A 13,685-nucleotide genomic window follows, 5' to 3' on the forward strand; every position below is an offset into this window, starting at 1 on the left:
TCATCGGCCATGAGCGATGGCAACGATGATATCGGTGCGAACGAACGGCCTGTGTTCCTCGCCGAACTCAGGCCGCACCGCTCGCTCGGCCGGAAAGGCCACCTCGTTTTCTTCCTCATCGCCGGCGCGCTCACCTTCGCGCACATGGCCGTGTTCCTTCTCTCCGGCGCCTGGCCGGTGATGATGTTCTTCGGCGCCGACTTCCTGATCCTGTTCGGCGCCTTCTGGCTGAACAACCGCGCGGCCCGCGCTTGCGAGCGGATCGCCCTGTCGCGCACCAACATCTCGATCCGCAAGCGCGATCCGGCCGGCCGCGAGAGCGCGCATGACTTCAATCCCTTCTGGGCGCGCTTCAACGTCGCGCGCAAGGCGGAGATCGGCATCACCGGCATGTCGGTGAGCGGGCAGGGGCGCCGGACGGACGTCGGCGGCTTCCTGCATCTCGACGATCGGGAGCGTTTCGCCGCCGCCTTTGCCGGCGCGCTCGCGCGCGTCAAGCGCGGGAACTGAGGCGCCCGGTCAGTTTCGGGTGCAAGTTTCGGGTGGCGGCCGCCGCCGCGGCATGGTTTCCTGAAACTCAGGAGAAAAAGCCATGAACATTGCCGCCACGCTGAAATCCGACATCACCCCGGAAGGCTCGGACTACGAGACCGTCCGGCGCGTCATCGAACTGATCACCGAGGACTATCGCGACCAGCCCTCGCTGGACGAGATCGCCGCCCGCCTGAAGCAGCCGCCGACGCAACTGCAGAAGACCTTCACCCGCTGGGCCGGCCTGTCGCCGAAGGCCTTCCTGCAGGCGGTCACCCTGGATCACGCCAAGCGGCTGCTGGGCCAGGAGAAGATGCCGCTGCTCGAGACCAGCCTCGAGGTCGGACTGTCCGGCCCCGGCCGGCTGCACGACCTGTTCGTCACCCACGAGGCCATGTCGCCCGGCGAATGGAAGGCGCGCGGCGCCGGCCTGACGATCCGCTACGGCTTCCATGTCTCGCCCTTCGGCCAGGCGCTGGTGATGATCACCGACCGCGGACTCGCCGGCCTCGCCTTCGCCGACGACGGCGACGAGCAGGCCTGCCTCGACGACATGACCTGCCGCTGGCCGAACGCGACTTATATCCGCGACGACGAGGCGACCACGCCCTATGCCGCGCGCATATTCGATCCCGAGCGCTGGCATCCGGAGGAACCGCTGCGCATCGTCCTGATCGGCTCGGATTTCCAGATACGCGTATGGGAGGCGCTGCTGCGCATACCGCTCGGCAAGGCCGTCACCTATTCCGACATCGCCGGGCAACTGGGCCAGCCGACCGCCTCGCGCGCCGTCGGCGCCGCCGTCGGCCGCAACCCCATCTCCTTCGTCGTCCCCTGCCATCGTGCCCTCGGCAAGAGCGGCGCGCTCACCGGCTACCACTGGGGCCTCACCCGCAAGCGGGCGATGCTGGGCTGGGAAGCCGGCAAGGCGTAGGCGCTGCGCCGCGTGGAGGTCGTCGGCCGAGCTTAGAAAAAGGCCCCCGGAAAAGATCTTTCCGGAGGCCATGGTGTGCGTGGAAGGCAGGAAGCGCTCAGTGCGCGCCGGACATGTCGCCCAGCACGTCCTTCGACGCCACGGTCGAATCCGCGTTCAGCCTGTAGACCATCGGAACGCCGGTCGCGAGGTTGAGGTTCAGCACCTGTTCCTTCGTCAGCCGGTCGAGCACCATCACGAGCGCGCGCAGCGAGTTGCCATGCGCGGCGACCAGCACCGTCTGACCGGCCAGCACGCGCGGCAGGATGTCGGTCAGGTAGTAGGGCCAGACGCGGGCGCCGGTGTCGCGCAGGCTTTCGCCGCCCGGCGGCGGCACGTCATAGGAGCGGCGCCAGATGTGCACCTGCTCCTCGCCCCACCTGGCGCGGGCGTCGTCCTTGTTGAGGCCGGAGAGGTCGCCGTAGTCGCGTTCGTTCAGCGCCTGGTTGCGGATCGTCTCGAGGTTCGGCTGGCCGACCTTGTCCAGCACGATCTGGCAGGTCTTCTGCGCGCGCGACAGGTCGGAGGTGAACGCGATGTCGAACTTGATGCCGGTGTCGGCGAGCGCCTTGCCGCCGGCATTGGCCTCCTCGATGCCGAGCGGCGTCAGGTCCGGGTCCTTCCAGCCGGTGAACAGGTTCTTCAGGTTCCATTCGCTCTGGCCGTGGCGAACAAGGACAAGGGTTCCGCTCATGTGGTCTTCGCTCCTCGCTTTGGAGATGGGGGGATCAGTTGAGCCCGAGCACGTCGAGCATGGAGTAGAGGCCGGGCTTCCTGTCACGCGCCCATAGCGCCGCCTTGACCGCGCCGCGCGCGAAGATGGCGCGGTCGCCGGCACTGTGCGACAGGGTCACCAGTTCGCCTTCCCCGGCCAAGAGCACCGAATGCTCGCCGACGACCGATCCGCCGCGCAACGTCGCAAAGCCGATGGTGCCCGGCGCCCGCGCGCCGGTGTGGCCGTCGCGCACCCGGACGGAATGGTCGGCCAGCGCGATGCCGCGCCCACGCGCGGCCGCCTCGCCCAGCAGCAGTGCGGTGCCGGACGGCGCGTCCACCTTGTGGCGGTGATGCATTTCGAGGATCTCGATGTCCCAGTCGGCGGCGTCGAGCGCGCGCGCCGCCTGCTCGGCCATGACCGAAAGCAGGTTGACGCCGAGGCTCATGTTGCCCGACTTGACGATGCGGGCATGGCGGGCGGCCGCGGCGATCTTGGCGTCGTCGTCGGCCGAGCAGCCCGTCGTGCCGATCACATGGACGATCCGCGCCTGTGCGGCGAGGCCCGCGAACTCGACCGTTGCGGCGGGCGCGGTGAAGTCCAGCACCCCTTCCGCCTCGACGAAGGCCTCGAGCGGCCGGTCCGTCACCTTGACGCCGATCGGCCCGAGCCCCGCGAGTTCGCCCGCGTCCTTGCCCACGAAGGGGGAGCCTGGGCGTTCGACCGCGGCAAACAGCCGTGCGCCCGCGATCGCATGGATCGTGCGGATCAGCGTCTGGCCCATGCGCCCGCCGGCGCCGACCACGACCAGCTTCATGTCCCCTGCCATCATTCTCCTGTTTCCTTCCCCGCTTCCTGCGGATTTCCGCCGGGTCCCTGCAGATTGTGCAGCCGAGCGTAGAGACCGTCGGGACGCCCGGCAAGGACGTCGTGCGAGCCTTCCTCGGCGACGGTGCCGCTCTGCATCACGATGATCTTGTCGGCGTTGACGATCGTGGACAGCCTGTGGGCGATGACGACCACGGTCCGTCCGCTCATCGCATGCTCCAGCGCCTTCTGCACCGCCTGTTCGGATTCGGTGTCGAGCGCCGAGGTCGCCTCGTCGAGCAGCAGGATCGGCGCGTTGCGCACCAGCGCGCGGGCGATCGACAGACGCTGGCGCTGGCCGCCCGACAGCGTGATGCCGTTCTCGCCGACCGGCGTGTCGTAGCCCTGCGGCTGGCCGAGGATGAACTCGTGCGCATAGGCGAGCCGTGCGGCCTCCTCCACCTCCGCATCGGTCGCATCCGGGCGGCCGTAGCGGATGTTGTCGCGGATCGTGCCCTCGAACAGGTACGGCTGCTGCGAGACATAGGCGAGGTTGTTGCGCAGGGACTGCTTGGTCACATGCGCGATGTCCTGGCCGTCGATGAGGATCTCGCCTTCCGCCGGATCGTAGAAGCGCGGGATCAGGCTGATCACCGTCGACTTGCCCGCGCCCGACGGCCCGACGAGCGCCGTCGTCCTGCCGCCCTCGGCGACGAAGCTGACGCCGTTCAGGATGCTCTTGCCGCTGCCGTAGGCGAAGGAGACGTTGCGGAAGGTGATCTCGGCCTTCTCGATCCGGATCGGCTTTGCATCCGGCCGGTCGCGCTGGTGCGGCTCGATGTCGAGGATCTCGTAGATCATCCGCGCATTGACGACGGCCCGTTCCATCGACACCTGCAGCCGTGCGAGCCGCCTGGCCGGGTCGTAGGCCATCAGGAGCGCGGCGATGAAGGCGAAGAAGGCGCCCGGCAGCACGCCGCCATAGATCGCCTGGTAGGCCGAGTAGCCGAGCACGCTCGCGATCGCCACCCCGGCAAAGGTTTCCGTCATCGGCGCGGTTCGCTCGGACAGCCGCGCGATGCGGTTGGAACGCTTCTCCGCCTGCTCGATGATCGTCTCGACCTTGGCGCGGAGCTGGTCCTCCATCGTGAACGCCTTGACGATGCTGATGCCCTGGATGGTCTCCTGGATGGCGCCCAGCACATGGCTGTTGATCAGCACCGATTCCCGCGTGGCCGACTTCAGCCGCTTGGAGACGTAACGCAGGCCGAGCAGCAGCGGCGGCGCCACGAAAAAGACGATCGCCGTGAGCAGCGCGTCCTTCGAGATCATCACGCCGATCAGCGACACCAGCGTCAGGAAATCGCGGGCGATCGACGTCACCGTCATGTTCAGGACGTCGCGGATGCCGTTGATGTTCTGGTTGATCTGGGCCGCCAGCCGCGCCGAGCGCGCCTCGCTGAAGAAGCCGACGCTGAGGCTCATCAGGTGCGAATAAAGCCGGCGCTGGTAGTTGGCGACGATGTTGTTGCCGATCTTGGACAGCGTCACCGCCTGGCCGTAGGTGGCAAAGCCGCGCAGGATGAAGGCAACGAGGATCGCGCCGCAGATCCAGGCGACGAGATCCGCGCGACGGTTGGCGAAGGCCTCGTTGACGACCGCCTCCATGATCCAGGCGGTAAAGGCGGTGGAGCCGGCGACGACGACGAGGCAGAAGATCGCGAAGATGTAGCCGCGAATGTGATCGCGCCCGTTCTCCGCAATGACGCGCTTCAGAACGCCCGTGATCGTTTCGGCACTGACGTGACGATCGCTACGGTGCTTTTCGCTCAATAACCCATCTTTCCTGCAGCGGCGTTCGGCGCCCTTGGCATCCGGGACGCCTGTTGCGGCGCTCTATAGTGCGTTGCGCCGCGTTTGGCGAGTCTGGCGTTGAGGACGTACGAGCCTCTACCTCTTCCAGCGGCGTCCTTCGCTTGCCACGCCGAAGCGGTCGGGCATGCGGGCAAAGGCGGCGAGCCCGGCGAGTGCGGCCATCGGATGCGTGACCACGAAGGTGGGCATCTCGCGCAGCATTTCCGTGTGCGGGGCCTTGTCCTCGAAGCCGGCCCGGAATTCGGGCCCACGCAGCGCCGGCAGGATCTTCTGCGAGATGCCGCCGGAGAGATAGACGCCGCCCTTGGCCATGAAGATCATGGCGATGTCGCCGGCCACGCGCCCGAGATAGGTCGAAAACAGCGACACCGTCTCGATGGCGTCCGGGTCGGACTTCGACAGTGCGGCGCCGGTGACGGCAGCCGGCGTGTCCAGCGTGGCATCGCGGCGTTCGGCGGCGCAGATCGCGCGGTAGATGTTCATGATGCCCCGCCCGCAGATCACCTGCTCTGCGGACATGCGGCCCTCGATCGGCTCGAGGAACGGCCAGATCTGGTAGTCGCGCTCGCTGCGCGGCCCGATGTCGATATGGCCGCCTTCGCCGGGAACGGGGATCCAGGTGTGCATGGCATGCACCAGTCCGGCGACGCCCAAGCCTGTGCCGGGGCCGAGCACGGCACGGGATGCCGTGAAATTCTCCACCCCGCCGCCGATCTGCTCGCGGTCGCCGTCGGAAAGCGCGGCGACCGCCAAAGCCTGGGCTTCGAAATCGTTGACGAGCAACACGTCTTCCAGCCCGAGATTGGCGATCATGTCGTGCGGGCGGACGACCCAGTCGCAGTTCGTCAGCGGCACCTCGTTGCCCTGGATCGGGCCCGCGAGCGCCAGGATGGCCGAACGCGGCTGGACCGAGCTCTTGTCGAGGATCGAGCGCTGCAGCGCCTCGTCGATGGTCTCGAACTGCGCCGTCTGGACGATCGGGAATTCCTTCGGCGGGGCGAAGGCGTCGAGCAGCAGCGCGAAGCGGGCATTGGTGCCGCCAATGTCGCCGATCAGGATGGGAAAGGGCAGGGCGTTCTCGCCGTGGGTCGACTTTACCATGATGTCTCGTTTTCCCGCCGGCCCGCAGGCCGCGATTTGAATCTCACCCGAAGGCTTTTGCCACTGTTGTCAGCCGCCCGCAACCAGCCGCTCGGCGGTTGCGAGATTGAGCGCCATCGGGATGTCGTAGACGATCGCAAGCCGCATCAGGGCTTTGACGTCGACGTCGTGCGGCATGGCCGTCAGCGGGTCGACGAAGAACACCAGCATGTCGACCTCGCCGGTGGCGATCAGCGCGCCGATCTGCTGGTCGCCGCCGAGCGGCCCGCTCTTCAGCGGCGTCACGTCGAGGTGCGGGCAGGCCGCCTGCACCCGGGCGCCGGTGGTGCCGGTGGCGAAGATCCTGCAGGGCTTCAGGGCAGCCTCGTTCCGCCTGGCGAATTCCGCCATCTCGTCCTTCTTCTCGTCATGGGCAATGAGCGCGATGGTCTTCGGAAGCGGCATGGACGCGGTCACCTCAAGCGGCATGGTCGTCGGTTTAAATCGATTAGACGCTGTGTACAGCAGGGCGCCCTGCATGAAAAGCCGCTTTCGACGCCGCAGGCAGCCTCACTGCAGCGAGGGCCGCGGCAGGGGGACGGGGACGACGCCTGCCGGCTCTGCACCGCCATCGGCGGCGATCACCGCGGCGATCCCGTCGTCGGCCGCGGGCGGCGCGGCAAAGGCCATCGCCGCGCCGCCGCCATAGGTGACCGCCTGCTCGGAGGACGGCGCGGGTCCCGCCAGCACCGCCGCGCAGGACTTCGGCAGGTCCGAGAGTTTGACGTAGCGCGGCTTCACCGGCTTCGAGCTCGGCTTCGGCTTCGCCCAGGGCTCCTTGGTGAACCACCAGGCGAGCGACTTGTCGCAGCCGTCGCCGGCCGGCACGGCAGCCTGGCCCTTGCAGTTGCTCGACCCCGCCGGGCATTTGATGCGGATGTGAAAGTGCTCGTCGTGGCCGTAGATCGGGCGCACCTTGCCGAGCAGGGAGCGGTCGCCCTGCCAGGTGTCGCAAAGCTTCTTCTTGATCGCCGGATTGACGAAGACCCGCTCGACCTGCGGATAGCTGGCGGCCTTCATCACGAGGCGGGCATGCGTGGCAGTCCAGCGGCGCGAGTCGACCGTCAGGAACTTGCTCTTGTCGAGCATGGAGGTGAAGGGCAGCTGTTCGCGTTCCTGGGCGCTCATCCGGTGATCCGGCATCGGCGTGAACCAGATATCGGCGTCGAGCCCCATCTGGTGCGAGGCGTGGCCGGAGAGCATCGGACCGCCGCGCGGCTGCGAGATGTCGCCGAGAAGCAGTCCCGGCCAGCCGAGCTTTTGCGCATCCTGCGAGAACTGCTCCAGAAGGGCGATCATCTGCGGATGGCCCCAACGCCGGTTGCGCGACAGCCGCATCGCCTGCCAGGCCGGGCCGTCCGTCGGGATGGCCACGGCGCCGCCGATGCAGCCTTTGGCATAGGAACCATAGGCCTGCGGCTCCATCACCGTGGGCAGCGCCTTTGCGCCGAACAGTTCCTTGGCCGGTCGCTCCTCCGCATGCAGCGGAACGGCGACGGCGGCGAGCAGCGCGGCCGCGGCGCCGAGGCGGGAGAGGAGCGTCATGAGCATGGAAGACATCGGGCTGTCCGGAATCGATTGCGTGTTTTCGTTCGTTGCGAAATAGCACGACGCGCTTTCGCGGAAATGGATTTGTGAGTCGCGAGGGGGCCGCAAAAAATCGCCGCTTTCATGGCGGCTTGTGTCCTTTGCCCGGAATTCGTCTAATCTTTCCGGCAGACGACAGCAACGAACAAGGACAAGGGGCTTGGCATGAGGTTACGCAGATCCGCAAAATTCGTTGGGCTCATCCTTGCCGCGGCGGCTGCGTCTTCGCTGTTCGCCTCCGCAAGCGCCGAAGAGACGGCCCCCGAATGGCGGATCGGCATCTCCACGGTCGGCGATCTGAAATACCGGCCCGGCTTTGCGCATTTCGACTACGTCAACCCGAAGGCGCCGAAGGGCGGCACGCTCCGGCTGTCCGATGCCGGCACGTTCGACACCTTCAACCCGCTGCTCGCCAAGGGCGAGGCGGCGGTCGGCATCTCCCTGGTCTTCGACACGCTGATGAAATCCTCCGAAGACGAGGTCACCACCTCCTACGGCCTGCTGGCGGAGGGTGTTTCCTATCCCGACGACATCTCGTCTGCGACCTTTCGCCTGCGCCCGGAGGCGAAATGGGCGGACGGCCAGCCGGTGACGCCGGAGGATGTGATCTTCTCCTTCGAGAAGGTGATCGAGCACAATCCGCTCTACACCAACTACTACCAGCACGTTGTCTCGGCGGAGAAGTCGGGAGAACGCGACGTCACCTTCCGTTTCGATGAGAAGAACAATCGCGAGCTGCCGCAGATCCTCGGCCAGTTCCCGGTCGTGCCGAAGCACTGGTGGGAGGGCAAGGACGCCGCCGGCAAGCAGCGCGACATCGCCCGCACCACGCTCGAGCCGGTGATGGGCTCCGGCCCCTACAGGATCGCCGCCTTCTCGCCGGGCGCGACGATCACCTACGAGCTGCGCGACGACTATTGGGGCAAGGACCTCAACGTCAACGTCGGCCAGAACAATTTCGGCCGGATCGAATATTCCTTCTTCGGCGACCGCAACGTCGAGTTCGAGGCCTTCCGCGCCGGCAATGTAGACTACTGGTTCGAGAACCAGGCGAGCCGCTGGGCGACGGGCTATGACTTCCCCGCCGTCAAGGACGGCCGCGTCAAGCGCGAGGAGGTCCCCAACCGCCGCCGCGCGAGCGGTGTGATGCAGGCGATGGTGCCGAACATGCGCAAGGAGATGTTCAAGGACGAACGCGTGCGCGAGGCGCTGGGCTATGCCTTCGACTTCGAAGAACTGAACAAGACCATCTTTTTCGGACAGTACCAGCGGGTCAACAGCTTCTTCTTCGGCACGGAGCTGGCCTCCTCCGGCCTGCCCGAAGGCAAGGAGCTGGAAATCCTGAACGAGTACAGGGATCTGCTGCCGCCGAGCGTCTTCACCGAGCCCTTCGAAAACCCGGTCGGCGGCGATCCGGGCAGGCAGCGCGAGAACCTGCGCAAGGCGGTCGCCCTCTTGAAGGATGCCGGCTACGTGCTGAAGGGCAACCGGATGGTGAAGGCCGATAGCGGTCATCCGCTCTCCTTCGAGATCCTGCTGTCCAGCCCCATGCTGGAACGAGTCGCCCTACCCTACGCCAACAATCTCAAGCGGATCGGCATCGATGCGAGGCTGCGCACCGTCGATCCGTCGCAATACACCAATCGAACCCGCGATTTCGACTATGACATGACATGGCACGTCTGGGGTCAGTCCCTGCATCCGGGCAATGAGCAGGGCGACTACTGGGGCTCATCCTCGGTGTCGCGCGTGGGTTCGCAAAATTATGCCGGGATCGCCGATCCTGCCGTTGATGCGCTGATCAATCGGATCATCTTCGCCAAGGACCGCGAGGAACTCGTTGCCGCAACCCGTGCAATGGACCGTGTGCTTCTCCACCATCACTATGTCGTGCCGATGTACTACCGCATGACGGATCCGATCGCCTACTGGAACCGGATCACCCGGCCGGCAGAATTGCCCACCTATGGCCTCGGCTTCCCCGACGCCTGGTGGTCGACCGAGGTCAAGCAGGACTGAGCGCTTGCATTGGGGCGCTCCGGCGCCCCAAATGACGCAAACACGAATCACCGCGGACAGCGGGACGAGAATCGGGGATCGGGCGGTTTTGACAGCTGACAGGGCGACAGGGCGCGGCAGGGCATCCGCAGGCGAGCGGGGGCGGGGCTGATGGGCGCCTATATCCTCCGGCGGCTGCTGCTGATGATCCCGACGATCGTGGGCATCATGGCGATCTCCTTCATCGTGGTGCAGTTCGCCCCCGGCGGCCCGGTCGAGCAGGTCATTTCCGACCTCACCAGCCAGGGTGGCGGCGACCGGCTGTCGGGCGGCGGCGACATGCTGCAGGACTTCTCGCAGGATGCCTCCTCCGGCTATCGCGGCGCGCGCGGCCTGGATCCCGAATTCATCGCCAAGCTCGAGCAGCAGTTCGGCTTCGACAAGCCGCCGCTCGAGCGCTTCCTGACGATGATGGGCAACTACATCCGCTTCGATTTCGGCGAGAGCTTCTTCCGCAACACCTCCGTCGTCGACCTGATCGTCGAGAAGATGCCGGTGTCGATCTCGCTCGGCGTGTGGATCCTGGTCCTCTCCTACGCGATCTCCATCCCGCTCGGCATCAAGAAGGCGGTCTCCGACGGCTCGCCCTTCGACATGTGGACCTCCGCCATCATCGTCGTCGGCTATGCGGTGCCGAGCTTCCTGTTCGGCATCCTGTTGATCGTCGTCTTCGCCGGCGGCTCCTTCTTCGACTGGTTCCCGCTGCGCGGCATCGTCTCCGACGATTTCTGGCAGTTGCCGTGGTGGCAGAAGCCGCTCGACTACCTCTGGCACATGACCCTGCCGCTGATCACGCTGCTGCTGTCGGCCTTCGCCACCACGACGCTCCTGACGAAGAACTCCTTCATCGACGAGATCAAGAAGCAGTATGTCGTCACCGCCCGCGCCAAGGGGCTGACGGAGCGGCAGGTGCTCTACGGCCACGTGTTCCGCAATGCCATGCTGATCATCATCGCCGGCTTCCCTGGCGCCTTCATCTCGGCCTTCTTCACCGGCTCGCTTCTGATCGAATACATCTTCTCGCTCGATGGCCTCGGGCGTCTCGGCTATGACGCCGTCGTCCGCCGCGACTATCCGATCGTCTTTGCCACCCTCTACATCTTCTCGCTGATGGGCCTGGTCGTCAGCCTGATCTCCGACCTCATCTACACCTGGGTCGACCCGCGCATCGACTTCGAGCGGAGGGACGTCTGATGGCGGCCGTCCCCGATACCCGCAAGGCGCTTCCGACCGAACCGCCGCGGCGCGGCCTGCTGTCGCCGACCAACAAGAGGCGCTGGGAGAATTTTCGCGCCAACCGCCGTGGCTACTGGTCGCTCTGGATCTTCCTCGTCCTCTTCGGCATCAGCCTCTGCGCCGAATTCGTCGCCAACGACCGGCCGGTGATCGCCTCCTACAAGGGCGAGATCCTGTTTCCGGTGCTGGTGAACTACCCGGAGGAGAAGTTCGGCGGCTTCCTTGCCGAGACCGACTACAAGTCGGATTTCATTCGCGACGAGATCGAGGCGAACGGCTGGATGATCTGGCCGCCGATCCGCTATTCCTACCGCACCGTCAATTCCAACATCCCCCATTCCGCGCCGACGAAACCGTTCTGGCTGATGGGCGAGGAGCAACGCTGCGCGGGCTATCCGAACGGTGCGGCCGATCGCAACTGCACGCTGGGCAACCTCAACTGGCTCGGCACCGACGACCAGGCGCGCGACGTGCTCGCGCGCGTCATATACGGCTTCCGCATCTCGGTCCTGTTCGGGCTGGCGCTGACGATCGCCTCCGCCGTCGTCGGCGTTTCCGCCGGGGCCGTGCAGGGCTATTTCGGTGGCTGGACCGATCTTCTGATGCAACGCTTCATCGAGATCTGGTCGTCGATGCCGGTGCTCTACATCCTGCTGATCATCTCGGCGATCCTGCCGCCCGGCTTCTGGATCCTGCTGTCGATCATGCTTTTGTTTTCCTGGGTCGGCTTCGTCGGCGTGGTGCGCGCGGAATTCCTGCGGGCGCGCAATTTCGAATACGTCAATGCCGCGCGCGCCCTCGGCGTCGGCAACGGCACCATCATGGTACGGCACCTGCTGCCGAACGCCATGGTCGCCACCCTGACCTTCCTGCCCTTCATCCTGTCCGGCTCGATCACGACCCTGACCTCGCTCGACTTCCTGGGCTTCGGCATGCCGCCCGGCTCGCCGTCGCTGGGCGAACTGATCGCCCAGGGCAAGCAGAACCTGCAGGCGCCCTGGCTCGGCCTGACCGCCTTCGTCATCATGTCGCTGATGCTGTCGCTCCTCATCTTCGTCGGCGAGGCGACCCGCGATGCCTTCGATCCGAGGAAGACCTTCCGGTGAGCGCTGCCATGAACGAGAAGAAAAGCGAGCCGATCCTCAAGGTCGAGGATCTGTCGGTCGCCTTCCACCAGGGCGGCAAGACATCGGTCGCCGTCGACCACGTCTCCTTCGAGATCGGCCGGGGCGAGGTCGTGGCGCTCGTGGGCGAATCCGGGTCGGGAAAGTCGGTGACCGCCAATTCGGTGCTGAAGCTCCTGCCCTATCCGGCCGCGAGCCATCCCTCCGGCTCGATACATTTCAAGGGCCAGGACCTGATGAACGCATCGGAGGCGGAGCTGCGCCGGGTGCGCGGCAACGACATCACGATGATCTTCCAGGAGCCGATGACCTCGCTCAATCCGCTGCATCCGATCGAGCGGCAGATCGGCGAGATCCTCGAGCTGCACCAGAACATCAAGGGGGCGGCGGCGCGTACGCGCACGCTGGAGCTCCTGAACCAGGTCGGCATCCGCGAGCCGGAGAAGCGGCTTTCGGCCTATCCGCACGAGCTTTCCGGCGGCCAGCGACAGCGTGTGATGATCGCCATGGCGCTCGCCAACAGGCCCGAGCTCCTGATCGCCGACGAGCCGACGACGGCGCTCGACGTCACGGTCCAGGCGCAGATCCTCGAGCTTCTGAAGCAGCTCAAGGACCAGCACGGCATGTCCATGCTCTTCATCACCCATGACCTCGGCATCGTGCGCAAGTTCGCCGACCGGCTCTGCGTGATGACCAAGGGCCGGATCGTCGAGAGCGGCCCGGTCGAGGCGATCTTCACCGATCCGCAGCACGACTACACCCGTCACCTGCTCGCGTCCGAGCCGCGCGGCAAGCCGTTGCCGGCCGACGACGGCAAGCCCGTCATCATGGAAGCCGACGACGTCAAGGTCTGGTTCCCGATCAAGGCCGGGTTCATGCGCAAGGTCGTCGACCATGTGAAGGCGGTCGACGGCATCGATCTCAGGCTCCGCGCCGGCCATACGCTGGGCGTCGTCGGCGAATCCGGCTCCGGCAAGACGACGCTCGGCCTGGCGCTGACCCGGCTGATCGCCTCGAAGGGCAGGATCGCCTTCGTCGGCAAGGACATCGCCGACTATTCCTTCCGCGAGATGCGGCCGCTCAGGAACCGCATGCAGATCGTCTTCCAGGACCCCTACGGCTCGCTGTCGCCGCGCATGTCCGTCGCAGACATCGTCGGCGAGGGGCTCGCGATCCACGAACCGGCGCTTTCGGCCGACGAGCGCGACCGCCGCGTCGCCGCCGCCCTGGAGGAGACCGGCCTCGACGCGACCACCCGCTGGCGCTACCCGCACGAATTCTCCGGCGGCCAGCGCCAGCGCATCGCGATTGCCCGCGCCATGGTGCTGAAGCCCGAATTCGTCATGCTGGACGAGCCGACCTCGGCGCTCGACATGAGCGTGCAGGCCCAGGTGGTGGACCTCCTGCGCGACCTGCAGGCGAAGCATAATCTCGCCTATCTCTTCATCAGTCATGACCTGAAGGTCGTGCGCGCGCTGGCAAACGAGATCATCGTCATGCGCGCCGGCAAGGTCGTCGAGAAGGGGCCGGCGGAGCGCATCATCGAAGCCCCGGAAATGCCGTATACGAAGGCGCTGATGGCCGCTGCCTTCGACCTTGCGGCCGTGAAGTCCGACGTGATCCGCCAATAGCAGGTAGC

The 13,685-nt window shown here is 66.1% G+C and carries 12 protein-coding genes; 6 read left to right on the top strand and 6 right to left on the bottom strand.

The genetic code is table 11. From position 1 onward, the window contains the following. Positions 1-9 precede the first annotated feature (9 nt). The gene (locus tag P0086_RS17135) at positions 10-510 is read left to right on the top strand and encodes a DUF2244 domain-containing protein (protein WP_112608775.1); all 501 of its coding nucleotides are present in this window, start codon (positions 10-12) and stop codon (positions 508-510) included. Between the two features lie 82 nt (positions 511-592). Beyond that, complete coding sequence (locus tag P0086_RS17140; RefSeq protein ID WP_112612696.1) at positions 593-1,465, top strand: bifunctional helix-turn-helix domain-containing protein/methylated-DNA--[protein]-cysteine S-methyltransferase; 873 nt, start codon at positions 593-595, stop codon at positions 1,463-1,465. Between the two features lie 97 nt (positions 1,466-1,562). Here the strand turns inward: P0086_RS17140 and P0086_RS17145 are convergent, their stop codons facing one another. The 6 genes from P0086_RS17145 to mepA form a co-directional block, all read right to left on the bottom strand. Beyond that, positions 1,563-2,198 carry a 2,3-bisphosphoglycerate-dependent phosphoglycerate mutase gene (locus P0086_RS17145; protein WP_112594556.1) on the bottom strand — a complete coding sequence of 212 codons (636 nt, stop codon included), beginning with the start codon at positions 2,196-2,198 and terminating at the stop codon, positions 1,563-1,565. A 34-nt stretch (positions 2,199-2,232) separates the two neighbouring features. Further along, on the bottom strand, positions 2,233-3,051 hold the full coding sequence (gene dapB, locus P0086_RS17150) for a 4-hydroxy-tetrahydrodipicolinate reductase (RefSeq protein ID WP_275787727.1): 819 nt from the start codon (positions 3,049-3,051) through the stop codon (positions 2,233-2,235). After that, a complete protein-coding gene (locus tag P0086_RS17155; RefSeq protein ID WP_112608779.1) occupies positions 3,048-4,859 on the bottom strand; it encodes an ABC transporter ATP-binding protein in 1,812 nt (603 codons plus the stop codon). The genes dapB and P0086_RS17155 overlap by 4 nt, the downstream gene beginning before the upstream one ends. Before the next feature lie 117 nt (positions 4,860-4,976). Beyond that, entirely contained in the window at positions 4,977-6,002 is a 1,026-nt protein-coding gene (locus tag P0086_RS17160; RefSeq protein WP_112594550.1) for a glucokinase, read from the bottom strand. Between the two features lie 69 nt (positions 6,003-6,071). Then, positions 6,072-6,446 carry a methylglyoxal synthase gene (locus P0086_RS17165; RefSeq protein ID WP_112609487.1) on the bottom strand — a complete coding sequence of 125 codons (375 nt, stop codon included), beginning with the start codon at positions 6,444-6,446 and terminating at the stop codon, positions 6,072-6,074. Between the two features lie 105 nt (positions 6,447-6,551). Then, on the bottom strand, positions 6,552-7,586 hold the full coding sequence (mepA, locus tag P0086_RS17170) for a penicillin-insensitive murein endopeptidase (RefSeq protein ID WP_275787990.1): 1,035 nt from the start codon (positions 7,584-7,586) through the stop codon (positions 6,552-6,554). Between the two features lie 207 nt (positions 7,587-7,793). On the opposite strand from mepA, the gene P0086_RS17175 reads away from it, so the two are divergent. The 4 genes from P0086_RS17175 (at position 7,794) to P0086_RS17190 (ending at position 13,677) form a co-directional block, all read left to right on the top strand. Next, a complete protein-coding gene (locus P0086_RS17175) occupies positions 7,794-9,647 on the top strand; it encodes an extracellular solute-binding protein (protein ID WP_275787733.1) in 1,854 nt (617 codons plus the stop codon). Between the two features lie 150 nt (positions 9,648-9,797). Continuing rightward, entirely contained in the window at positions 9,798-10,880 is a 1,083-nt protein-coding gene (locus P0086_RS17180) for a microcin C ABC transporter permease YejB (protein ID WP_112612691.1), read from the top strand. Beyond that, positions 10,880-12,028 (top strand): ABC transporter permease, encoded by a 1,149-nt coding sequence (locus P0086_RS17185; RefSeq protein ID WP_112594543.1) that lies wholly within the window; start codon positions 10,880-10,882, stop codon positions 12,026-12,028. The genes P0086_RS17180 and P0086_RS17185 overlap by 1 nt, the downstream gene beginning before the upstream one ends. Positions 12,029-12,036: 8 nt before the next feature. Then, on the top strand, positions 12,037-13,677 hold the full coding sequence (locus P0086_RS17190) for an ABC transporter ATP-binding protein (protein WP_275787737.1): 1,641 nt from the start codon (positions 12,037-12,039) through the stop codon (positions 13,675-13,677). Positions 13,678-13,685 lie beyond the last annotated feature (8 nt).

Source organism: Mycoplana sp. MJR14, assembly GCF_029210525.1.
In the GTDB taxonomy this organism is placed as follows: Bacteria; Pseudomonadota; Alphaproteobacteria; order Rhizobiales; family Rhizobiaceae; genus Mycoplana.

Coding starts and splice junctions, on each gene's coding strand:
- P0086_RS17185 (WP_112594543.1), top strand. CDS start 10,880: ATGGCGGCCGTCCCCGATACCCGCAAGGCGCTTCCGACCGAACCGCCG.
- P0086_RS17160 (WP_112594550.1), bottom strand. CDS start 6,002: ATGGTAAAGTCGACCCACGGCGAGAACGCCCTGCCCTTTCCCATCCTG.
- mepA (WP_275787990.1), bottom strand. CDS start 7,586: ATGACGCTCCTCTCCCGCCTCGGCGCCGCGGCCGCGCTGCTCGCCGCC.
- P0086_RS17140 (WP_112612696.1), top strand. CDS start 593: ATGAACATTGCCGCCACGCTGAAATCCGACATCACCCCGGAAGGCTCG.
- dapB (WP_275787727.1), bottom strand. CDS start 3,051: ATGATGGCAGGGGACATGAAGCTGGTCGTGGTCGGCGCCGGCGGGCGC.
- P0086_RS17165 (WP_112609487.1), bottom strand. CDS start 6,446: ATGCCGCTTCCGAAGACCATCGCGCTCATTGCCCATGACGAGAAGAAG.
- P0086_RS17190 (WP_275787737.1), top strand. CDS start 12,037: ATGAACGAGAAGAAAAGCGAGCCGATCCTCAAGGTCGAGGATCTGTCG.
- P0086_RS17175 (WP_275787733.1), top strand. CDS start 7,794: ATGAGGTTACGCAGATCCGCAAAATTCGTTGGGCTCATCCTTGCCGCG.
- P0086_RS17180 (WP_112612691.1), top strand. CDS start 9,798: ATGGGCGCCTATATCCTCCGGCGGCTGCTGCTGATGATCCCGACGATC.
- P0086_RS17135 (WP_112608775.1), top strand. CDS start 10: ATGAGCGATGGCAACGATGATATCGGTGCGAACGAACGGCCTGTGTTC.
- P0086_RS17145 (WP_112594556.1), bottom strand. CDS start 2,198: ATGAGCGGAACCCTTGTCCTTGTTCGCCACGGCCAGAGCGAATGGAAC.